11 protein-coding genes are annotated in these 22738 nt (G+C 74.4%); 6 read left to right on the plus strand and 5 right to left on the minus strand.

Annotated features, from left to right (window positions below; translation table 11 throughout):
• Positions 1-111: 111 nt before the first annotated feature.
• On the plus strand, positions 112-5088 hold the full coding sequence (locus tag IGA62_RS00120) for a WD40 domain-containing protein (RefSeq protein ID WP_145817333.1): 4977 nt from the start codon (positions 112-114) through the stop codon (positions 5086-5088).
• On the opposite strand, the gene IGA62_RS00125 is transcribed toward IGA62_RS00120, so the two are convergent.
• The 5 genes from IGA62_RS00125 to asnB all read right to left on the minus strand — a co-directional run bounded on the left by IGA62_RS00125 (position 5053) and on the right by asnB (position 14991).
• Positions 5053-9666: an SAV_2336 N-terminal domain-related protein gene (locus IGA62_RS00125; RefSeq protein ID WP_186499807.1), complete on the minus strand. Its 4614-nt coding sequence runs from the start codon at positions 9664-9666 to the stop codon at positions 5053-5055. The two genes, IGA62_RS00120 and IGA62_RS00125, sit on opposite strands and share 36 nt — an antisense overlap.
• The gene (locus IGA62_RS00130) at positions 9663-10730 is read right to left on the minus strand and encodes an AAA family ATPase (protein WP_198501161.1); all 1068 of its coding nucleotides are present in this window, start codon (positions 10728-10730) and stop codon (positions 9663-9665) included. The genes IGA62_RS00125 and IGA62_RS00130 overlap by 4 nt, the downstream gene beginning before the upstream one ends.
• Complete coding sequence (locus tag IGA62_RS00135; protein WP_145817332.1) at positions 10723-12606, minus strand: VMAP-C domain-containing protein; 1884 nt, start codon at positions 12604-12606, stop codon at positions 10723-10725. Before IGA62_RS00135 ends, IGA62_RS00130 begins: the two co-directional genes overlap by 8 nt.
• Positions 12607-12610: 4 nt before the next feature.
• Positions 12611-12940 (minus strand): CU044_2847 family protein, encoded by a 330-nt coding sequence (locus IGA62_RS00140; RefSeq protein WP_141714227.1) that lies wholly within the window; start codon positions 12938-12940, stop codon positions 12611-12613.
• Between the two features lie 170 nt (positions 12941-13110).
• Complete coding sequence (gene asnB, locus IGA62_RS00145) at positions 13111-14991, minus strand: asparagine synthase (glutamine-hydrolyzing) (RefSeq protein ID WP_232624825.1); 1881 nt, start codon at positions 14989-14991, stop codon at positions 13111-13113.
• Positions 14992-15470: 479 nt separating this feature from the next.
• Here asnB and IGA62_RS00150 point away from each other — a divergent pair, with 479 nt between their 5' ends.
• The 5 genes from IGA62_RS00150 (at position 15471) to IGA62_RS00170 (ending at position 22625) form a co-directional block, all read left to right on the plus strand.
• On the plus strand, positions 15471-16973 hold the full coding sequence (locus IGA62_RS00150; RefSeq protein ID WP_186499806.1) for an MFS transporter: 1503 nt from the start codon (positions 15471-15473) through the stop codon (positions 16971-16973).
• A 201-nt stretch (positions 16974-17174) separates the two neighbouring features.
• Positions 17175-18494: a sensor histidine kinase gene (locus IGA62_RS00155; RefSeq protein ID WP_186499805.1), complete on the plus strand. Its 1320-nt coding sequence runs from the start codon at positions 17175-17177 to the stop codon at positions 18492-18494.
• Positions 18491-19156 carry a response regulator gene (locus tag IGA62_RS00160; protein ID WP_145817326.1) on the plus strand — a complete coding sequence of 222 codons (666 nt, stop codon included), beginning with the start codon at positions 18491-18493 and terminating at the stop codon, positions 19154-19156. The genes IGA62_RS00155 and IGA62_RS00160 overlap by 4 nt, the downstream gene beginning before the upstream one ends.
• Before the next feature lie 150 nt (positions 19157-19306).
• The gene (locus IGA62_RS00165; protein ID WP_145817324.1) at positions 19307-20149 is read left to right on the plus strand and encodes an ABC transporter ATP-binding protein; all 843 of its coding nucleotides are present in this window, start codon (positions 19307-19309) and stop codon (positions 20147-20149) included.
• A gap of 1 nt (position 20150) precedes the next feature.
• Positions 20151-22625 carry an ABC transporter permease gene (locus IGA62_RS00170; protein ID WP_145817322.1) on the plus strand — a complete coding sequence of 825 codons (2475 nt, stop codon included), beginning with the start codon at positions 20151-20153 and terminating at the stop codon, positions 22623-22625.
• The last annotated feature ends 113 nt before the right edge of the window (positions 22626-22738 follow it).

Genomic DNA, 22738 nt, shown 5'->3' on the forward strand with positions numbered 1-22738 from the left:
TGGTCAGCGCAGAGCGCTTCCGGACGCGCCCCGCGCGTCGCGCCGCCCTCCGGCGGTTCCGGGAACGCTCCTGGAAGTGGGGGGGCACCGGTTTACACCACGTCGCCGATCATGATCCTGCACTGCCCGGACTTCCTGGCCGCGACGCGTTCCCCGCAGGCCGGCACACGGTCACCGCGCGACATGGTCGACTCCCTGCTCGACCAGCTGAATTCCTCGGAGGCACCGCGTCCGCCGGATCTGGTGATGGTCACGGGCAATCTCGCCGAACGCGCCACCCCGGCGGAATACGAGATGGCACACCAGACCCTGGGCGCCCTGCGGGACGCGCTCGGCATCGATCACCGCCGGATCGTGCTGGTCCCGGGCAGCAGCGACGTCAACCGCCTCAAGTGCCACGCCTACTTTCTCCAGTGCGCCGCCGACGAGGAACAGCCGACGCCGCCGTACTGGGAGAAGTGGCAGCCGTTCGCCACGATGGTCCGCCGGTTCCACGGCATGGAACTGCCCCGGGACCAACCCTGGACCCTCACCGAGCACCCCGACCTGGGTGTCGTCGTCGCCGGTTTCAACTCCACGATGGCCCAGACCCACCTACCCGGCGACGAGTACGGCCACCTGGGCGCGGAGCAGATCGACTGGTTCTCCGACCACCTGTCCGCGCCCGCCCGGCGGGACTGGCTGCGGGTCGGCGTGCTGCACCACCGGCCGGACGGTGCCGCCGGCACCAGCGGTCGGCTCGCCGACGCCGACCGGTTCGTCGACGCGCTCGGCCCGCACCTGGACCTGGTGGTGCACGGCCAGCCGGACGAGCCCGCGCTCGCCCTCCTGCGCCCCGTCGGCGTGCCGGTGGTCGGCGGCGGGAGTGGCGGCTGGCAACTCGTCGAGGTGCACCCGGGCCACCTGCGGGTACACACGCTGCCCGGCGGTCCGTGTCCGGCCGGCACCACCGGGCCGGTCCCGCTCCCGTACCCGCCGCCGCGCCGGGCGGTGCCCCTTCCCCGCCACCCGGACCCACCGGCGGCGCTGCGCCGGCTGGCGGACCAGGTCGCGGAGGTCTGCCGCCTGCGCCATCCGGCGGCCGACGTCACCCTGGTCCGGCAGCCCGACTCGACGAGGGTCGCCTATCTGCGCGTCTCCCCCGACTCCACGCACGGCGACCGGGGGCCGGCGGAGCAGCATCCGATCGGGGTGTGTGCCGCCGTCCCGACCCACGACGACGTCGGGTGGTTCGTCGAGGTGCTGGCCCGGTTCCGTACCGGCAGCGCCGGCCGGACGGCCAGCCTCGTGCACGTCGGCGCGGCGACGGATCCGCGACTGCGCGAGTGGGCCCGCGGGCGCGGCGTCGCCCTCGTCACCTTCGCCGACTTCCAGCTCGGACCCGATCTCGACCGGTTCACCGAACGTCAGGCCGCCGTGCTGGACAGCGACCCCGTCTATCCGTCCGCCGCCTACGTCCCGCAGCGCTACACGGAGTTCCTGCCCGGAGCACGGGCACCGTCGGAGGCACCGCCGTCCACGGATCTCCTCGCGTGGCTGCGCGACTGGGTCGACGCGCCGCGCGGGCGGCTGGTGGTGGTGCTGGGCACGTTCGGACACGGCAAGACCTTCCTGCTGCGGGAGCTGGCCCGCCGGATGCGCGACGACGGTTCCCGCACGGTGCCGGTGCTGATCGACCTGCGCGGCTTCGAGAAGGCGTACAGCCTGGACGAACTCGTCGCCGTGCAGCTCTCCCGGCACGGCCAGCGGCAGATCGATCTCGACGCGTTCCGGTACCTGCGGCGCGAGGGCCGGGTGGCACTGCTCTTCGACGGCTTCGACGAGTTGGCCACCCGGGTCAGCTACGACCGCGCCACCAACCACCTGGACACCATCGTGCAGGCGGCCGAGGACCGGGCCAAGGTCATCGTCACCAGCCGGGACCAGCACTTCCTCACCGACGCCGACGTGCTGTCCGCGCTCGGGGCCCAGCTCGGCGCCGACCGCCGGGTGGTACGCCTGGCCGACTTCGACGACCACCAGATCCTCACCTTCCTCACCCACCAGCTGCGCGACCCGGTCAGGGCCCGGCACCGCCTCGAACTGCTCCGTGACGTCAAGGACCTGCTCGGGCTGTCCCGCAATCCGCGGATGCTCGGGTTCATCACCGAACTGGGTGACGAGTCACTGCACGTCGCGACGGACGCCGGGAACCCCATCACCGCCGCCGACCTCTACCGGCGGGTGCTCGAACGCTGGTTGGCCCACGAGACCAGGCGGCTCGGCCGCCTCGGTCCGCTCGCCCCCAGCGAGGCGGACCTGTGGGAGGCCGTGACCCATCTGGCGCTCCGGCTGTGGGACTCGCCCGACGACAGCCTCAGCCTGGACGACCTCGGGGCCGCCGCGGCCACGCTGTCCCAGCTCACCGCCACCGCGGTCGGTGAGACCGCCGCCCTGGAACCGCAGGAGAGCGCCCACCTGCTCGGGTCCAGCACACTGCTGGTCCGGTACGGCGAGCGACGGTTCACCTTCGTCCACCACTCGGTACGCGAGTGGCTGATCGCCAACCACCTCGCCGGCCAGCTGACCGCCGGGGGTGGCGCCGCCCCCGGTCTGATCGGCCGGTCCATGTCCCCGCTCATGATCGACTTCCTGGTCGGCCTGGCCGGTCGCGACGCCATGCGCGACTGGGCGGAACAGACGCTGGCCGGCCGGTCCACCGCGCGCGGGGTGGGACGCAACGCCGTGGAGGTCCTCCGGCACCTGCGGGTGGCCACCTCCTCGCCCCTGCACATGCCCGGCTTCGACCTGCGCGGGGAGGACTTCTCCGCCCGGTTCCTCGCGGGCGCCGACCTCGCTGGGGCCGACCTGACCGGCGCGAGGCTGGTGGGCACCAACCTCACCGGGGCCAACCTGACCGAGGCCAACCTCACCGGGGCCCGCCTGGACCGGGCCACGCTGCGCGACGCCGACCTCACCGAGGCCGACCTGACCGGGGCGAGGCTGCTCGGCACGGACCTCACCGGCGCGGTCCTCACCAACGTGCGGCTACGCCGGACCGCCCTGGTGGCGGCGACCGGAGCCGACGGCGAGGCACTGCGGGGCGTCGACACACTCGGTGCCGCCCTGCCCGACGACACCGCCGCCGAACCCCAGATCGCCTCCTGCGCCGTCGTGCACGCCGTCGCGGTGGCCTCCGGCGTACGGCTGCTGGCCGGCGGGGGCCAGGACGGCGCCATCCGGGTGTGGGACGCCGGCAACGGAATGCCGCTGCGGATGCTGACCGGGCACACCGGGACGGTGCGGGCCGTCGCCTACCCGCCCGACGGCCGGCACCTGGCCAGCGCCGGGGACGACGAGACCATCCGCATCTGGGACACCACCACCGGCCGTACCCTCCACACCCTCACCGGCCACACCGGACGCATCCGCACCGTCGCCTACAGCCCACACGGCCGACACCTCGCCAGCGCCGGAGACGACGAGACCATCCGCATCTGGGACACCACCACCGGCCGTACCCTCCACACCCTCACCGGCCACACCGGACGCATCCGCACCGTCGCCTACAGCCCACACGGCCGACACCTCGCCAGCGCCGGAGACGACGAGACCATCCGCATCTGGGACACCACCACCGGCCACACCGTCCACACCCTCACCGGCCACACCGGCACGATCCACGCCGTCGGGTACGCGCCCTCCGGCGATCGGCTGGCCAGCGCCAGTGACGACCGGCGCATCCACGTGTGGGACGTGACCACCCGCGCCATCGTCCACACCATGACCGGTCACACCGGTTGGATCCGCGCTCTCGCCTTCTCCCCCGAGGGGCGGCGACTGGTCAGTGCCGGCGACGACGGCACCATCCGGGTCTGGGACGGTGGCACCGGCCAGGCACTGCACACCCTCACCGGCCACGGCGGCACCGTCCACGCCGTCGCCTACTACCCGGACGGTCGGCATCTGGCCAGCGCGGGCGACGACGAGACGGTCCGGGTGTGGGACACCGCCGAGGGCAGGTTGTCGCGCACCGTCCGGGGCGGCGGCGGTGACTCCCGCGCGCTGTGCTTCTCGCCCCGGGAGGGCGATCCGTGGATGGCGGTCGGTTCGGGCGACGGCGCGGTACGGATCTGGAGCCCCGTGGTCGGCGACCAGCCCCGCGTGCTCAGCGAACCGGGCGGCCCCGACGCCGCCGTCACCGCGCTCGCCGTCTCCGACGACGGCCGCTACCTCGCCTGCGCCGGCCACGACGGCGGCATCCGGGTCTGGGACCCCAGCACGGCGGAACTCGAACGGACGTTGACCGGGCACATCGGGGCGGTGCGCGCGATCGCCTTCGAGCCGGGTGGGTGCCACCTGGCCAGCGCCGGCATCGACGGCACGATCCGGATGTGGGACGTCGCGGGTCACGGTGCGGTCCGTGCCCTCGCCGGGCGGTACGGCGGGGTCACCGCCATCGCGTTCTCGCCGGACGGGCACTACCTGGCCAGCGCCGGCACGGACGGCACGGTCCGGGTGTGGCATCTCGGCACCGGTCGACGGCAGGTCCTGCCCGGGCACGCCAACACCGTCCGGGCGCTCGGCTTCTCGCCCGACGGGCGTCATCTGGCCAGCGCGGACGAGGACGGGACGATCCGGATCCGGGGCCTCGACGCCGGAGCACGGCCGCGCGCGCTCGCCGGACACGAGGGTGCGGTCACCGCCATCGCCTTCTCCCCGGACGGTTACCACCTGGCCAGTGCCGGAGCCGACGGCGCCATCCGGATCTGGGCCACCGCCAGCGGCCAGCTCGCCCACACGATCACCGGCCACGCCGGTTGGATCTGCTCGCTGGCCTACACCCCGGACGGCCGTCACCTGGCCAGTGCCGGCGGCGATCGTGCCGTCCGGTTCTGGGACACCACACGTGCCGGACCGCACGCGGTGCTCGTGCCGCTGGCCGCCGGCGGCTCGGCCGTCCTGCTCGACGACCAACGGTACGTCCTGACGGGGCAGCCGCACGGCGAGTACTGGTACGCCATCGGGATGTGCCGGTTCGAGCCGGGCGAACTCGACCCGTACGTCCCGGCGCTACGCCCGGTCCCCTCCGGCGGGCGGGTCTGGTGAACCGGCTCCGTGCTGGTCCGGACCGGGCCGACCCGCGTCGAGCCGGTCGAGGTGGTCCAGGACCCGGTGGGCGGCGGACCGGACCTCCAGCGGTGCGGCCGGGTCGGCGACCGCCGCCGCCGCCCATCGACGGGCGGTGTCGTGCCCGGCAAGGTCGCACAGGAACTCCACCAGCAACGGGGTCAGCTCCCGACGCAGCAGCCCACGCACCCGGCCGGCCGGCTGGTCCGGGTCCAACTGGTCGGCGATCTCCCGGGCGACCAGCCACTCGAGGACCGACTGGTCGACGAAGTGGAAGCGGTACGCCGAATCGCGCACCAGCAGCGTGCCGGCGCCGAGCAGCCGCGCGGTCGCACTGCGGCCCGGCGTCCCGCCGCCCCGGGCGGTGCCGAGCCGGGTCAGGATGTCCGCCGCCGCACCGAGCGCGTCCGCGCCGAGCGCCGGCTCGCCCGACTCCCACAGCCGCCGGGCCAGGTAGGTCGCCGCACGCTCCAGGTCGTCGAGGACGATGTGGCGTGCCCCGCCCCGCCTGCGTTCCCCGTCGAGCCAATCGCTGATCAGCCACCGGTAGAGGTCCGCCACGGTCACCCGGCCACCACCCGACGCGGCCGAGCGCAGCCACTGCTCGTCGATGTCGGCGATGAAGGCGAGCATCCGCGGGTTACGGGCCATCCCCGGCAGGCCGCCGACCCGCCCCAGCAACTCCAGCCGGGCACGCGCCCGCTCCGGGCCGCCGAGTCGCCGGGCCAGGAACTCGAGCATCCGCTCCCGGTCCAGGCCGACGAGCCTTACCCAACGCACCACCGCGCCGGCCGGGTCCTCGGCGGCGTACGCGCCGAGCGCGTCGGCGAGCAGGTCGGCGTCCCGGCTCACCAGGACGACCTTGCTGCGGCCGGGCCAGATCCGCGCGCCGGCCTCCCAGCCGGCCACCCATTCCCCCAGCTTGTCGTGAGCGGTACGGGTCGCGAGGTCGTCGAGCCCGTCGCACAACAGCACGACACGCCCCTCGTGCAGCAGGTACCGGTTCAGGTCCAGGTCCACCCGACGTACGCCGCTCCGGGCCAGGTTGATCGCCATCAGTTCAGCCAGGCCGACCCGCCAGTCCAGGCTCCGCAGGTCCACCAGGATCGGCACGACCGGGTCGTGGTCGGCGTACAGCCGACGCGCCAGCTCCCGCAACAGGAACGTCTTGCCGGTCCCCGAGGCGCCCAGCACCGCGATCACCTGCCCCTCCGGGGCGGCCAACCACCGGCGGAGGCGGCCCAGCAGGTCGGGTGCCGGCGGGACCGGTGCCCCGTCGGCGGTGCCGGACGACCCGGTGCCGGGGTCGAACAGGACGTAGGGCTGCGCGACGTAGTGGACGGCCGGGAACGCCGGGTCGGCGTCGAGCGACGCCGCCCACCTCTCGGCGGACCGAAGCACGTCGTCGCCGAGTTCGAAGTCGGCGAAGCTCACCACCCGGACGCCCTGGCCGAGGGCCCGTTCCCGGAGGCCGGGGTCGGCCGGTGCCGACCGGCAGACCAGTGTGGCGTCGCGGTGCGGACCCGCCGGCCGGACCACGTCGTCCAGGAACCGCCGCACGGTCTCCGCGCGCGGCTCGCCGTCGTACACCCCGATCCGGTACGGAGCGGAGAGGTGCTCGCCGCCCGGCGAGACCACCAGGTAGCCGGCGAAGGGCCCGCCACGGCGCGTACCCGGCCACCGGTGCTCCGCCATGGTGGCGTCCGGCGTGCGGGTACGGTAGATCCGGGCCACCCGGGCCAGCAGGTCGGTCCGGGTTCCGTCGGTCAGGGCGTCGGCACCGGCCCCACCCGTCGCACCGGTGCCCGGCCCGTCGGCGTCCGGCGGCCACCAGTGGTCGCCGTAGGCGTGCGAGACGACCTCCCCGGCCGTCGGGTCCGGCCCCGCTCCGTGGCCGCGCGGCAGGACGCGCAGCGTTCCCGGCCGGAGGTCGACCAACTGGTACCGGTACCCGCCGGCCCCACCCGTCCGGTCCGTGTCCGGTGCGGTGGGGTCGTCCGCGCGGTGCGCACCGACCGCCGGCACCCCGGTCAGACCGAGTTCGCGTACGCCACCCCGGTGACCGTGCAGCACCACGTCCAGGTGGGGAGCCAGCAGACGGGTGAGATCGTCCGCGTCCCGGAGCCCCGGATCGCCCGCCTCGTCGGTCGGGTCGTGGTGCAGCGCGCCGACGCGCAACCAGCCGCGGCGTTCGTAGTCGCGCAGCCGGTCGGCGAACCACCGCAGCTGGGCGCGGCCGAGCCGGCCGAACCGCTCGCCCGGCAGGTGGCTGACGGACATGGTGGAGTTCAGCACGGCGACCACCGTGCGCGCGGCGGGGACCGGCAGCAGCTGCCAGGGCTGGTGCGGTTGGAACGCCGTCGCGCCGGGCAGTCGGGCGGTCAGCTCCGCGAACGGTTCCCACTTGGGCCAGTACGGCGGGACCGGCTCCGCACCGTCGGCCGCCCGGTCCAGGAAGTGGGCCAGACACCTGCCCTCGTTGACGTCGGACAGGCCGGGGACGACGACCGTCCGGCCGGTGGGCAGGTCCAGCCGCGTCCGCAGGTCCTCCAGCATCCGGTAGGCCGCCTGGTACTCCGCCGGAGTGGCCCGCCGGGTCACCCCGGCGGTGACGACGACGAGGTCCGGGACCATCCGGTCGCGGCGGCAGGTGGCGACGAGGTCGTCGAGCAGGGCGGGGTCGAACCGTCCCGACGCGGGCCCGGGGTCGTCCGCACCGCCCGGTTCCCGCCCGGTCAGGTGCAGGATGGTGAGGCGACCGGCGGCGGGCCCCGACCTCCACGCCGGGCCCACCGACTCCCCCGGATCGCCCGCCGGCTCCGTGTCCCCGGATGGTCCCGCACGCCCGGCGAGCCTGCGCAACACCTCCGCACGGATCTGCGCGAACGGCTGGCGCAGCGCCGGGACCGTCAGTCCGCCCACCGGGGCGGACACCACCGCGGTGAACGACGCCCCGGTCCGCTCCAGGTGCCGCTCCAGGTAACGGGACACGTCGGCGAGCACCCGGCCCGCCTCCGCCCGGTGCAGGGTGCCCAGCAGCACCTGACGGACGCCGGGAAGGAACTCGAGGTGCTGCTCATCGTCCGCCCCGCCGCCCGGCGACACCGGCGCGAGCAGCCCGCCGTACAGCACCTCGGCCAGGTGGGACGGGCGGGCCCGGGGCACCATCACGGCCTGCACGACGCGGATCACCGCGAGGTTGAGCGGCACCGCCGCCGACAGGTACCGGGCAAGCTGGTAGGCCGGGGCCGACGCTCCGGAGCGGAACGTGCGGACCCGCTGCTCAGGGGAAGGGTCGACCGAGGGGTCCGCCGACCCGTCCGGGTCCACGGTGTCCACCGGCTGGCGGACGACGGCCACCCCGGCGGGCGTCACGATCGTGTCGATGCCGCCGACCGCCCGGCCGGCGACCAGGTTCGCCCAGGACCGCAGCCACCTCGGCTCGATCTCCAGCACCGGCACCGGCCCGCTGCGCTCCGGCAGGCCACGCCGCCGCCAGGCCGAGGTGAACCCGTACGCGGTGCCCGGCGCGCCGGCACGCGGGGCGGACAGCCGCCCGGGGACCGGGTCGAGACCGGTACGGGACCACAGCCGCTCGGGCAGCGGCTGGAGGATCGCCACGGGGGCGCGGCGGGCCCAGTGCCCGAGCACCCGGGACATCTCACCGTCGTGCCAGGGGCGGCTGACGCAGTCGCTGAGCACCAGGAGAAGGTGGTCGCCGGTCAGGTCGGCCAGGCCCAGGGGTGAGCGCGGCGCGGTCGCCGGCCCCGACCCGCCGGGCCGGGCACGCGCGGTCACCCCGATCGTCCCGTCCTGGCGCAGGCCCAGGTACACCACCCGGATCGTCCGGAACGCCCCGAGCCGCTCCAGCAGGGTACGGACCTCGTGCCCCAGGCGCGCCCAGATCCCGCCGACGGAGCTGCGGTCCAGCACGAGCGTGAGGTGCAACCAGCGGTCCGTCGCGGGCCGCCAGACCGGTGTCCAGAGCCGCCGCTCGGCGATCTGGCAGGCGGTGGCCACCTCGTCGATGGTGGCGCGGTGGCCGGACCGGATGCGCCGCTTCAGCGGGCGCAGGGCGCGCAGCACCTGACCACTGTCGGGCAACGCGCTGGCGGTGGGCACCAACAGCGGCCACCCCGGCACCGCCTCCAGGCTCAGCCCTCCGTCGTCGGCTCCGCCCACCGGGTCGGTGTCGGGGGCGGTCCCCCGGACCAGCGGTTCCGGGCCGCCCGTGACCGGGTCGGCCGGTTCCCCCGGGCGTCCCGCGACCCGGTCGGCCGCGTCCGGTGGAGTCTCGCCCGCCGGCACCGGCAGCCGCAGCTCGACCTGTCCCGGGCCGGACGGCCGGGACGATGCCGGACCGGGCACGGGGTCCGCCGGACCGGGCAGGGAGTCCCCGGGCGACGATCCGGTGGACCCGCTGCCGGCCGGAGTGGACATTCGTCCGGTCACGTCCACCCGCAGGGCGAGCCAGATCGCCTCGGCGAGCTCGGCAGGGGTCAACCGCACGCCGGCGGCGTCGAGGACGGCGAGCAGGCGGTCGATCCGTGCGGTCACCCCGAGCCGCTCAGCTCGCGCAGCACCACGTCGATCAGCTCGTCCCGGTCGGGCCGGCCGTCACCGCTGGCCCGGTGGAGCAGGTACACCGCGTTGAGCAGCTGGTCGGTGGCGAGCTGCCCCTGTTCCCGGCGGGCCAGGAAGTCGGCGATGAGATCGGCCGCCTCGGCGACCGCCCCGTCGCCCAGGTGCGCCCGGACGATCGCCTCGATCCGTCGCTCGTCCGGTTGGGCCAGGTCCAGCTGGACGCACCGGCGCAGGAAGGCGGGCGGGAACTCGCGCTCCCCGTTGCTGGTCAGGACGATGAACGGGAACTCGCGACAACGGACGCGCCCGTCGTTCACGGTCACCGGCTCGCCGTTGTCCGCCGGGCGCACCCGGACCTGTGGGACGAGGTCCGCGATCCGTTGCAGTTCCGGGATGGCGTACTCGCCCTCCTCGAATACGTCGAGCAGCTCGTTGGGCAGGTCGATGTCGCTCTTGTCGATCTCGTCGACGAGCAGCACGCGGGGCAACGCGTACGGCGCGAAGGCGGTGCCCAGCGGCCCCAACCGGAGGAACCGTCCGATGTCGACCGGACCCCACCGGCCAGGGTCGTTCCCGCTCCGGGGGACGCGGTCCGCCTCCGGGGCGGTCCGGGCACCCGGCTGGCCGGCGGCGCGGGCGTTGGCCTCCTCGATGCGACCGACCGCGTCGTAGTGGTAGAGACCGGAGGTCAGCGTGGAACGGCTGGTGATCGACCAGCGCAGCACCGGGCCGAGCCGCAACTCGTGCGCCACGGCATACGCCAGGGTGGACTTGCCGGTGCCCGGGTGACCGGTCACCAGGAGTGGTCGGCGCAGGTGCAGTGCGACGTTGACCAGTCGGACCGTGTCCTCGTCGGCCTGGTAGGGCACCGTCCTGGTCCGGTACGGAAGCTTGCGTCCCACCGGCGCGTCGCGGTCCAGCGGGGTCAGTGGTTCCCCGTCGAAGACCCGCCACGGCGGGGGTTCGGCCCGCCGCGTGATCCGGTCGTCGTCGCGGTCGGCGACCCCGGTGCCCTGGTAGATCAGGAATTCACCCACTACGGTATTGCTCCCCCGTCGGTGGCGCCATCCGTGGCCGCGGTAGCCGGCGACCAGGGTCGTCCCACAGCAGGACGACGTCGTGTCCGCACTCGGGATGCCCGTCGGCACCAGCGCGGTTGCGCAGCCGCCTGATCCGCTCCGGGACGTCGTCCCGGCCGGCCTTGCCGAACTCGGCCGCGACCGCTTCGGAGAGTCGGCTCCCCGGGCAGTCCCGGTGCGATATCTCGGGCTGCCCGGTGCACCCGCGCCGGCGCCACACCACGATCGGAACACCGCAGTGGAGCCCGACCTCGAGCGCCCCGCGTGCGGGACCGTCCTGCGGTGAGCCCGGCAGCACGAGCGCGCCCAGCGCGGGTTCGAGCTGGAACCAGGCGTGCAGGGCCCGATGCTCCCGGCGTTCCAGGCAGGAGACCGGGGTGAGCGCGACGCCGACGTCCTGGCCGTCGAGCGCCTTCCACCGTCGCCGCCAGGTGCCGAGGCGTTCGTCGTCCTCCTCGAAGCGCTCCAGCTCGCGGACCACCACCGGGTTGGTCTGCCCGAGAACCGACCAGGGATTGCGGTCCGGAGCCTCCAGCCAGTGGTCGACGTCCTCGTCGAGAAGGGGGAACGGGAGCACGAGTTCGATCATGGGACGCCGCCCGTCGTCCGGTCCGCCACGGGCCAGTTCCGGCAGCCGGTCCCGCAGGTGCCGCCGCAGCTCCTCCAGCGACCGGTCGGGGTCGTCCGTGGCGATCGGCGTGATGTCGTCCTCGTCCTCGTAGCGCCAGAGTTCACAGCGGTACCGCCGCCGGTCCTGGCCGGCGGGGCGCACGTACACCAGCACCGACGGGATCCGGGAGGTTTCCGGGCCCGGGACGCCGGCCCGCCCGTCGGCCAGCCGGGTCGCCGCCTCGTCACGGTCCCGGCGCGTCTGCGGAGACATCCGCGCCCACACCCGCAACGATTCGGCCACGGACTGCTCGGCGACGCGGAAGGACATGTCGATCGCGTACGCCAGTACGTGCGGGAAACCGTCCTCGGCCGGTAGCAGCCCGGCCAGCTCGCTGACCACGTCGCCGTGGTCGTGCAGGGGGTGCCGGGGTGGCACCGCCAGGTCGCCGGCCACCGCCCGGTAGGTCGCCAGGTGCTGCTCGTGGTCGGTCGCCGGCAGCCCGGAGAGTATCGCGCGCAGTTCCCGTTCGGCCCGGCGACTGACCGGTCCCGCCGCGCCGGGGAGATCGTCGGCCAGGCCCGTCCAGCGCCGGTTGCGGCGGTGGTAGGCGTCGTGCTCCCGGCGCAGCCGCCGGTACGGGGCCGGATCCATGACCGCCCGGATGGCCCGCACCGGGACGGCGACCCCGCCCGAGGGTTGTCCCGACCGCCGGGTCGCCTTGGTGATGGCACACACCCCACCGGTCTCGGCGTTGAGGACAGGCGCACCGGACATTCCCGGCGCCACCTCGTCCCCGGTCAGCCGGATCATGTCCTCGTAGTCGCCGCCGTGGGCGAACCACCCCGACGTCCGGCCGACCTGCGGGCCGTACGTCCGGGCGTGCCCGACGACGACGAGCCGCGCCGACATGGCCGGCAGGTGGTCGTCCAACCACACCGCGGGGTGACCACCGGCCGGCGCGGCCACCTCGACGACCGCCAGGTCCGGGTACGGGGCGATACCCCGGCCGGTCAGCGTGGAGGCCCAGCGGACGGTGCCCGGCAGGTCGGCGTTGCGCCACCCGACCGTGACCCGGTCACCGGTCGCGCCGGCCACGTGGGCACAGGTGGCCACCAGTCCGGGACCGATGAAGAAGCCGCTGCCCTCACCGCGTCCGGAAACCAGCACCAGACAGTCCTTCAGCAACGCGGTCAGCTGGTCGGTGCGGTCCGGCGCGGCCATGCCGTCACCGGGGGTCGGTGGCCGGCTCGTCGTCCGCCGGCCCCCAGCTCATCGTCACCTTGACGGCGGTCTTGCCCCCGACTCCGCCGAGCGCGGCGACCAGCCCCCGCTCCCCGACCGCCAGCTCGACGCCGAGTTCGGCGGTCAGCCGGTCCGGCTTGGCATGCCGCAGTCCGGCGGTCACCCCGGAGGTCACCCACTCGACGATCTCCGCCAGGCCGGGAAGCTCGGCGAACCGCTCGCCGAACCCCACGTCGCGTGACTCCTGTTCGGAGTCCACAGTGACCCACATGCTGCGTCCGGAAGGAAGGTGAACCTCGATCAGCTCGCGCACGCCGCGCTCCTCGGTCCCGATGCGGTGACTCTTCGTGCAACCGTAATGCCACCGGGACTCCTTGCAGAAGAGCCGATGTCGAATGCGCGCGTTTGTCCACTGTGGTGCGGGTGCCCCCGTCAGGGGCACCCGGTCGCCCGGATCCGACAGGTGCGGGTGACACGGTCCGCTCAGAGAACGAGGGTCGGGTTGTAGTACCCGAGCCAGAGCGAGAGGTCGATGACCCGCTCCAGGCGCAGGCGGTGGGCCCACCCGAGCTTCTCCGGCGGCACCTCCAGAGCCGGCTGGACCCCCTTGACGTCGACGATCTCCCGCAGCACGCTGTGCGGATCCTTGAGCGCGTCGGCGGCCTGCTGCTGGACCCCGCGGTTGTACCGGACGTCGTGGGTGGCGGGGTAGTGGTTCTTGAGCCGGTCGAGCACCGACTGGGGCACCAGGCCCTGGGCGACCGAACGCAGCAGGCTCTTCTCCCGACCGTCGAACGTCTTCATCGCCCAGGGCGCGTTGAAGACGTACTCCACCAGCCGGTGGTCGCAGTAGGGGACCCGGACCTCCAGCCCCACGGCCATGCTGAGCCGGTCCTTGCGGTGCAGGAGCTGTCGCAGCCAGCGGGTGAGGCTCAGGTGGAGCAGTTCCCGGATGCGTCGGTCCTCGGCCGTCTCCCCGTCGAGCACCGGGACGGCCGCGAGGGCGTCCCGGTAGGTGTCCTCCTGGAACTCGCGCAGCCGCAGCTTGGCGGAGAGGTCCGGGTGCAGGGGCATGGCCTGGCGGTCGTTGGTGACCAGCAGCCAGGGGAACGTCTGGGCGGCGATCGTCTCCGGCGAGTGGAACCAGGGGTAGCCGCCGAACACCTCGTCCGCGGCCTCCCCGGAGAGCGCGACCGTGGAGGTCCGCCTGATCTCGCCGAAGAGCAGGTAGAGCGAGGTGTCCATGTCACCGACCCCGATCGGCGAGTCCCGGGCGACCACGACAGCCTGCCGGTTGGCCTGGTCGAGAAGGCGGTCCGGGGCGAGCAGGACGGTGTGGTGGTCCGAGCCGATGAACTCGCCCGCCTCGCGGGCGAACGGCGCGTCCGGGCTGGACCGGAGGACGTCGGCGGTGAACTGCTCCTGCTGGTCGTGGTAGTCCACGGCGAACGAACGGATGCGCTCCCCCGCGCCCTCCCGGTGCTGGAGTTCCCGGTTCAGCAGCGCGGTCAGCACGCTGGAGTCCAGGCCGCCGGAGAGCAGCGTGCACCGGGGCACGTCCGCCTCGAGTTGGCGGTGTGCGCTGTCGACGACCAGGTCGCGTACGGTCGCCAGCGTGGTGGGCAGGTCCTCGGTGTGCGGGCGGGCCTCGATCCGCCAGTACGTCCGCTCGGTCAGGCCCGACCGGTCGAACCGGAGAATCGAGCCGGGCAGCACCTCACGGATACCCGACCAGACCGACGGCCCGCTGTTGAACAGCAGGCTGTACGCCTCGCGGAGACCGTTCAGGTCGACGCGGGGTTCGACCTCCGGGTGGGCCAGGATCGCCTTGGGCTCGGAGCCGAAGATCACCCCGCCGGCGGCCTCGGCGTAGTAGAGCGGCTTGATGCCCAGTCGGTCCCGCACCAGGACGAGCGCCTGCCGGCGCTGGTCCCACACGGCGAACGCGTACATGCCGTTGAGGCGGTGCACCACCTCCTCGCCCCATTCGAGGTAGGCGCGGAGCAGCACCTCGGTGTCGCTCTGCGTCCGGAAGGGGTGGCCGAGGCGGCGCAGCTCCTCCCGGAGTTCCACGAAGTTGTAGACCTCCCCGCTGTAGCTGAGCACCACGTCGGCGTCGTCGGCCTCGGCGACCATCGGCTGCTGCCCGCCGGCGATGTCGATCACGGCGAGGCGGCGGTGGCCGATGGCGGCGTGCTCATCGGCCCAGCACCCGCCCGCGTCGGGACCCCGTGGGGTCATGGTGGCGACCATCGCCTCGAGCACCTGACGCTCCGGCCGCAGATCGCGGTCGAAGGAAACCCAGCCGGTGATTCCGCACATGTCGTCCCCTCTGGTCTCGGCGCGGCTGGACATCTCGGGCATACCGCACCTGATCGGGGATCACCCTCACCGCGAGCCCGCCGCGCGGGATTGAATGTAATCCCTATCGGAATAGCGGGCATTCAGTGGATCTTCAGCGCCGCGGGACACCCCGATCCGCGCCCGGGAACCGGGGCGACCGCGACACCCCGGGGCCCCGACTCCCGTACCAATTGATCCAGGTCTTTGCGTATTTACGCCCGGGAGACGGCCTTCCGGTGACGCGGAGACGCCTCGCGGGCGACGGCGATCGGTCCGTACTGCGGCATTTTCGTATCGCTGGAGAAAGGCCGGGAACCATCCATGCCGGACTGACGACCCACCCGACCCGACCAGGGACCGCCGTCGCCACGGGCGACGCCGGGCACGCCACGGAAAACCCATCCCGATCGACGTGGGTCGTCGCGCCAGGCCGACAGTCATCAATGACTGCCACCGGGTCCACCGGGAACCGATGGCCGTGCCGGAACGACCAGTACCGTATGGAGACCGAAACGGGAGACGGCCGAGGACGGCCGACGGACCGCCCGGGGGCCGCCGCCCCGCCGCGCGACAGATGGTTGCTGGTCTACGCCGCCGGAGCGGTGGTGTTCGTCGCGATGCTGGAGACCAGCATCGTCAACGTCGCGCTGCCGACGATCCGCGACGACCTCGGCAGCGACCCGGCGGTCACCCAGTGGACGGTCCTCGCGTACCTGCTGCCGGTGGTGGCGTTGGTTCTGCCGGCCGGGCGCTGGCTGGACCGGGTGGGCAAGCGGTCCGCCCTCGTCGCCTCCGTCGGTGGATTCGCCGTCGCCAGCGCCGCGGCCGGGCTCGCGCCGGGCGTCGGGTTCCTCGTGGCGGCCCGGGTGGCCCAGGGCGTCTGCGCGGCGGTGATGTTCGCCCTCATGCCGGTGCTGGCCACGCTCGCGGTCCGGCCCGAAGCACGCGGTCGGGCGATGAGCGTGCTGGCCACGCTCGGTCCGCTGGGCGCGGTGGCGGGTCCGCCCCTGGGCGGACTGCTGCTCGGGGTGGCCGGCTGGCGGCCGGTCTTCTTCGCGGTGGTCCCGGTCGCCGTCGCGATCGTCGGAGTCGGACTGCTCGCCATGCCCGACGACGGCCCGCTGCGTGCCCCGGACCGCCGGTGGCTCGCCGAGGCGGCGCTGATGGCGCTGGGGCTCGGCGTGCTGCTGGTGGCCCTGACGAGGACGGCGGAGGCCGGTCCGGAATGGCTCCTGCTGCTGCTCCCCGCCACGGTGGTGATGGGGTTCTGGTGGCGGATGCCGAACAGCCGGCCCGTGCTGACCCTGCTGCACGTGCCCGGGGTCCTCGCCGGTCACGTCGCGGTCCTGCTGCTCGCCCTCGGGTTCGCGGTGATGCAGTTCCTGCTGCCGTTCTACCTGGGCGACGTGGTGGGCGTCGGCCCGGAGACCACCGGCGTGACCATGCTGGCCTTCGCCGCCGGCATGGGGCTGGCCGGTCCGGTCGGCGGGGTACTGGCCGACCGGTGGGGCGCGTGGCGGGCCGGCGCGCTCGGCGCGGTCGTGGTGACCGTGGGACTCCTGCTGGTCCAGCCGCTGCCGGCGCGGTGGGAGCCGTTCGACGTGGCCTGGCGGCTCGCGCTGGCCGGGGTCGGGATGGGTCTGTACGGCGGACCGGTCCAGGCCATGGTCATGTCCGCCGCGCCACGCGACCTGATCGCGACCACGGGTGGGACGGTCCAACTCGCCCGGAACCTGGGCTTCGCCCTCGGACCAGCGGTCGCCACCACCGTCTGGGCCGGCGACGGCTACTCCGCCCCGGGCATGCGGGGCGCGATGGCCGCCGGCGTGGTCGCCGCTGGCCTCGGCGCCTTCGCACTGGTCACGCACTGGCGGCGGACGGCCCGGCACCGCGCCGTCGACGCCGGCCCGGACCGCCCGCCGGTCGCCGCCGCCAGGCGAGCGACATCTCGGCGATCTGCTGGTCCGCCATCTGATCGGCTGCGCCGGACAGAGGAAGGTTGACCGTCCGCCCCTCCCCGCCCACCCGGCAGATCCGGCTGGTCGTGCCCCGCCCGTCCCGGGCCTCTGCGCCCTGCGTCGTGGCCACCGCACACTCACTCCGTCGGGCCACCCCGGTCCGCGCACCCCGGAGGAGGGCTCGGGGTCACCGGGTGGACCGGTCGATCGGTCCGGGGGCCGGGAAGGCTCGTACGCTGGGTGACGATGACACGGAGGATCCTGGGGCAACCGGTGCGCAGCGTCGCCTTCGACGTGGCCGTCGCCGGCGTGGTGGCGCTCCTCGCGGTCGCCGCCGCGCCCACGCCGGGCGGCTGGGGGGCCAGCGTCGTCGGTCTGGCCATGGCGGTGGCCCTGGTGTGGCGTCGGGTCCGACCGGTGGCGGTCACCGCCGTGGTGGGGGTGCTGGCCGTCGTCCAGGTCGCGTTCGCCTGGGGGCCGCTGCCGTACGACGTGGCGGTGCTGATCGCCCTGTACAGCGTGGTCAAGTACGCGGACCGGCTGCGCGACGGGATCGTCGCCGGGATCGTCGCCGGAATCGGGGTGGTCCTCGCCGCCGTGCAGACCCCGTCGGCGGTCGCCTGGTACTTCCCGGCCATCTACTACGGGCTGGTCACCGGGGCGGTGTGGCTGGTCGCGCTGAACGTGCGCACCCGTCGGCTGTACGTGCTGAGCCTGGAGGAGCGGGCGGCGACCCTGGAGCGGGAACGGGAGGCCGAGGCGCGGGCGGCGGTGGCCGAGGAACGGACCCGGATCGCCCGCGAGCTGCACGACGTCGTGGCGCACAGCATGGCCGTGATGATCGTCCAGGCGGACGGGGCCCGGTACATGATCGACCAGAGCCCGGAGACCGCCCGCCACGCGGTCCGGATCGTGGCGGACACCGGCCGGCAGGCGCTGGAGGACATGCGCCGGCTGGTGGGCGTCCTGCGCGAGCCGGGCCCGGCCGGGTCGGCGTCCGGTCAGGCGGCGGGGCCGGATGCCGGTGCCACCGCCGGCGGGACGGGTGCCACCGGCCCCGACGACCGTGGTCCCGACCGGGCCGGCGCGGCCGGCGGACCGGATGCCCCGGGACTGGCCGCCGAGCCGGTGCACCGGCGGCCGTCGGTGGCCGAGATGCCGGCCCTGCTGGACCGGTTCCGCGCCGCCGGGCTGCACGTGCGGTACACGGTCACCGGCACGCCCGGCACGCCCGGCACGCTGCCGCAGGCCCTGGAGCTGACCGTGTACCGGCTGGTGCAGGAGGCGCTGACCAACGCGCTCAAGCACGCCGGGGTCGGCGCCACCGTGGAGGTCACCCTGGCACACGCCGCGGACGCCGTCGTGCTCGTCGTGGTCGACGACGGGCGGGGACGGCCGGCGGTCACCCCGTCGCCGCCCGGCGGGCACGGCCTGGTCGGCATGCGCGAGCGGGTGTCGGTGTACGACGGCAGCCTCACCGCCGGGCCCCGGCTGGCCGGGGGGTGGCAGGTGCGGGTGCGGCTGCCGCTACCGTCGACCCCCGTGACGGAGGTGATCACGGTTTGACGGTCCGGGTGGTGATCGTGGACGACCAGGCGCTGGTCCGCGCCGGGTTCCGGATGGTGTTGGGCTCCCAGCCCGACCTTGAGGTGGTCGGCGAGGCGATCGATGGTGCGGACGCGCTGCGGTTGCTGTCCCGGATCGAGGCGGACGTCGTGGTGATGGACGTGCGGATGCCCACCATGGACGGGGTGGAGGCCACCCGGCGGCTCTGCGCCGACCGACCGGCCGGGCCGCCCCGGGTGCTGGTGCTGACCACCTTCGACACCGAGGCCGACGCGTTCGCCGCGCTGCGCGCCGGGGCCAGCGGCTTCCTGCTCAAGAACGTTCCGCCGGAGGAGCTGCTCGCCGCGATCCGGGTGGTCGCCCAGGGCGACTCGGTGGTCGCCCCGTCGATCACCCGACGGCTGCTCGACCGGTTCGCCGGGCAGCTCGGCACCGGCCCCGTCGAGGACCCCCGGCTGGCCCAGCTCACCGAACGGGAACGGGAGGTCCTGCTGCTGGTGGCGCAGGGCCTGTCCAACGCGGAGATCGCCGCCCAGGTGCACGTGGCCGAGGCGACGGTGAAGACGCACGTCGGCCGGATCCTGGCCAAGCTCCAGCTCCGCGACCGGGTGCAGGCGGTGGTGCTGGCGTACGAGAGCGGTCTGGTCACCCCCGGCGGCTGACCCCGGCGTACGACCTGGGTCGTACGGCTCCTTCCGGCACGGGCGACCCCGGTCGTACCGGAGTCGAGCGCACGGGTTGATCTCCGTGGACGGGCGCCGACCATAGCGTCGGAGACGTCCGAGACCGTCCATCCGTACGGGGAGCAGCACGTGTCCGTCGCACCACCCCTCCACGCCGCCGCCGGGGTCGCCGTGACCGCCCGGGGACTGACCAGGCGGTACGGCTCCGGCCAGGCCGCCGTCGTCGCCCTCGACGACGTCGACGTCGACTTCACCGCCGGCCGGTTCACCGCGATCATGGGCCCGTCCGGCTCCGGCAAGTCGACGCTGATGCACTGCCTGGCCGGCCTGGACCGGCCCACCGCCGGGTCGGTGCGCCTCGGCGACACCGACCTGGCCCGCCTGGACGACCGCCGGCTCACCCTGCTGCGCCGGGACCGGGTCGGCTTCGTGTTCCAGAAGTTCAACCTGCTGCCGGCGCTCACCGCCGAGCAGAACATCGTGCTGCCGCTGGACATCGCCGGCCGGCGACCCGACCCGGCCTGGCTGCGGCAGGTGGTCGCGGCGGTCGGGCTGACCGACCGGCTGCGGCACCGCCCGGCCGAACTCTCCGGCGGCCAGCAGCAGCGGGTCGCGGTGGCCCGCGCCCTGATCACCAAGCCGTGGGTGATCTTCGCCGACGAGCCCACCGGCAACCTGGACTCCCGGGCCGGTGCGGAGGTGCTGCGGCTGCTGCGTGAGGCGGTCGACGCCCTCGGGCAGACGGTGGTGATGGTGACCCACGACCCGGTCGCCGCCGCCCACGCCGACCGGGTGGTCTTCCTCGCCGACGGCCGGCCGGTGCGGGAGCTGACCGCGCCGACCGCCGAGCGGATCCTCGACGCCCTGGCCCACCTCGATCCGGCCGCCGGACGGTCCGCCGGGCCCGCTGCGGTGTCCGCTGCCGGGCCGTCCGTCCCGCCAGCCGGCGGCACCGACGCGCGGGGGTGGTGAGGTGCTCCGCCTGACCCTGCGCTCGCTGCGCGCCGAGGCGCTGCGGATGCTGCTCTCCGCCCTGGCCGTGGTGCTCGGCGTGGCCTTCATCGCCGGTACGTTGATCTTCGTCGACGGGATGCGCGCCGGCACGTACGAGCGGGCCGGCACCTTCGACCGGCACACCGACGTCGGCGTCTACGCGACGCGGCAGCCGATCCCGGCGTCCCTGGTCGAGAAGGTACGCGCCGTCGACGGGGTCCGCGCCGCCGAGGGGGAACTGACCGGCACCGCCGGGGTGGTCGGCGCCGACGGCCGCCCGGTGCTCGGCTTCGGGTTCCTCGCCGCCGTCCCCACCGACCCGGCCCTCCAGTCGTACGACGTGGTGGCCGGCCGGCTACCGGCGCGCCCCGGTGAGGTGGTCCTCGACGAGGAGACCGCGGCCGACGAGGGGTTCACCCTCGGCACGCCGGTGCGCGTCGGCGGCGCCAGCGGTGCCGCCCGCACGTTCACGCTGGTCGGTACGGTCGACGTGGCCCGCACGGTCCGGGACATCGGTGGGCCGTTCATCGGGCTGGTCGGTGCCGACGCGCTCGCCGTGACCGACGGCGAGGGGTACGGCCGGATCATGGTGGCGGCCGATCCGGGGGTCGCCGACACCGTCCTGGCCGACCGGGTCGCCAAGGTGGCCGGCACCGGCACCACGGTGCGCACCCGTACCCAGATCCTCGACGCCGCCGTCGCCGACGCCGTCCGCGACCTGCGCCAGTTCAACCTGGTGCTGTTGACCTTCGCCGGGGTGGCGGTGGTGGTGGCCACCTTCGTCATCGCCAACACCTTCACCATCGTGCTCGCCCAACGCACCCGCCGGACCGCGCTGCTACGCCTGGTCGGCGCCACCCGGGGCCAGGTGTTCCGGGCGACCCTGCTGGAGTCGGCGCTGGTCGGGCTCGCCGCCTCGGCGCTCGGTGTGCTGGTCGGCGTCGGTCTCGCGGCGGGGATGACCGCGTTGATGACGTCGCTGGACACCCCGCTGACCGGCACCCTCACGGTGACCCCGGCGACGGTGTCGGGCTGCCTGCTCGTCGGGACCGTGCTCACCGTCGGCGCGGCCGGCGTACCGGCCTGGCAGGGCACCCGGGTCGCCCCGGTGGCCGCGCTGACCGACGCCGCCGTGCAGGTGACCCGCCCCGCCGGCCGGGTACGCCTGGCCGTCGGGGCGGCGGTCCTCGCCGCCGGGGTGGCCGCGCTGGCCGGGGCCGCCTCGGCCGGGCAGTTCCTGCTGGTCGCCGTCGGCGGGGTGCTCAGCTTCCTGGGCATCGTCCTGTTCGGCCCGGTGCTGGTGCCGGCGCTGGTCCGGGTGATCGGCGCTCCCGCCCGGCGGGTCTTCGGCACCACCACCGCCCTGGCGGTGGCCAACGCGGTCCGCAACCCCCGGCGGGTCGCCGCCACGGCGACCGCCCTGGTGATCGGGATCGGCCTGGTGTCGTCGTTCGTGGTCGGCGCGCAGAGCACCAAGACGGCCATCGAACGCAGCGTCGACGCTCAGGTCGGGGTGGACTTCCTGGTCACCGGGGTCGGCGGGGAGCTGCCCGTCGGGGTGGTCGACGAACTGGCCGGCCGCCCCGAACTGGGGGTGGTGCACGAGCAGCGCCGCGAGGTGGCCGACGACGTCGAGTTCCGGGCCGCCCACCCGACGCTGGTCGAGCGGACCCTGACCGGGGTGGACTCCGGGCGGGTCGACCGGCTGGGACCCGGCCGGGTGCTGGTGCACCGCGAGCTGGCCCGGGAACGCGGCTGGTCGGCCGGCGACCGGGTCACCCTGCGCAGCCGGGCGTTCGAGGTGGCGGCCGTGGTCACCGCCGCCCCGTCCGCCGACGCGCCGGTGCCGGCCGGGCACGTGGTCGAGGTGGGCGCCGCCGACTTCACCCGGCTCTTCCCCGCCGTCCGGGGCTACCTGGCCGAGATCGACCCCGCCGAGGGGGTCACCGCCCCCACCGCGCGGGCCGCGGTCGAGTCGGTGCTGGCCCGGTATCCGACGGTCAACCTGATGGACCAGGCTGCGTACAAGAGGATGCTCACCGGCACGGTGGACATGCTGCTCGCCTTCGTGGTGGCCCTGCTCGGCCTCGCGGTGGTGATCGCCCTGGTCGGGGTGGCCAACACGCTGAGCCTGTCCGTGGTGGAGCGGACCCGCGAGAACGCGGTGCTCCGGGCCGTCGGGCTGACCCGGGGCCGGATGCGGGCCGTGCTCGCCGCCGAGGCGGTGCTCACCGCCCTGGTCGGCGCGCTGCTCGGGGTGGCCCTGGGCATCGGGGTGAGCGCGGGGGCGATGGCCTTCCTCGCCGAACTGGGCGGCGACTTCACCCTGGTGCTGCCGTGGGGGCGACTCGGCGCCATCCTCGGCGTCGCGGTACTGGCTGCCCTGGCCGCGTCCGTGCTCCCGGCCCGGCGGGCGCTGTCCCGGCCGGTGGTGGAGGCGCTGGGCGCGGAGTGAGTCGGGGCGGGCGGCCGGGTGACGGGTCCGGCCGCCCGCACCCGGCCGACTGCGACCCGGCGCGCGATCGATCTTGTGCAATATCGACGCGAGTGCATATTATGCCGCTGCAG

The sequence above is a fragment of the Micromonospora sagamiensis genome (assembly GCF_014680085.1).
GTDB lineage: Bacteria > Actinomycetota > Actinomycetes > Mycobacteriales > Micromonosporaceae > Micromonospora > Micromonospora inyonensis.

What these genes read in the sequence shown, in the direction of transcription:
- asnB (WP_232624825.1), bottom strand. Translation starts at nt 14,991, where the DNA reads ATGCCCGAGATGTCCAGCCGCGCCGAGACCAGAGGGGACGACATGTGC.
- IGA62_RS00135 (WP_145817332.1), bottom strand. Translation starts at nt 12,606, where the DNA reads ATGGCCGCGCCGGACCGCACCGACCAGCTGACCGCGTTGCTGAAGGAC.
- IGA62_RS00155 (WP_186499805.1), top strand. Translation starts at nt 17,175, where the DNA reads ATGACACGGAGGATCCTGGGGCAACCGGTGCGCAGCGTCGCCTTCGAC.
- IGA62_RS00120 (WP_145817333.1), top strand. Translation starts at nt 112, where the DNA reads ATGATCCTGCACTGCCCGGACTTCCTGGCCGCGACGCGTTCCCCGCAG.
- IGA62_RS00150 (WP_186499806.1), top strand. Translation starts at nt 15,471, where the DNA reads ATGGAGACCGAAACGGGAGACGGCCGAGGACGGCCGACGGACCGCCCG.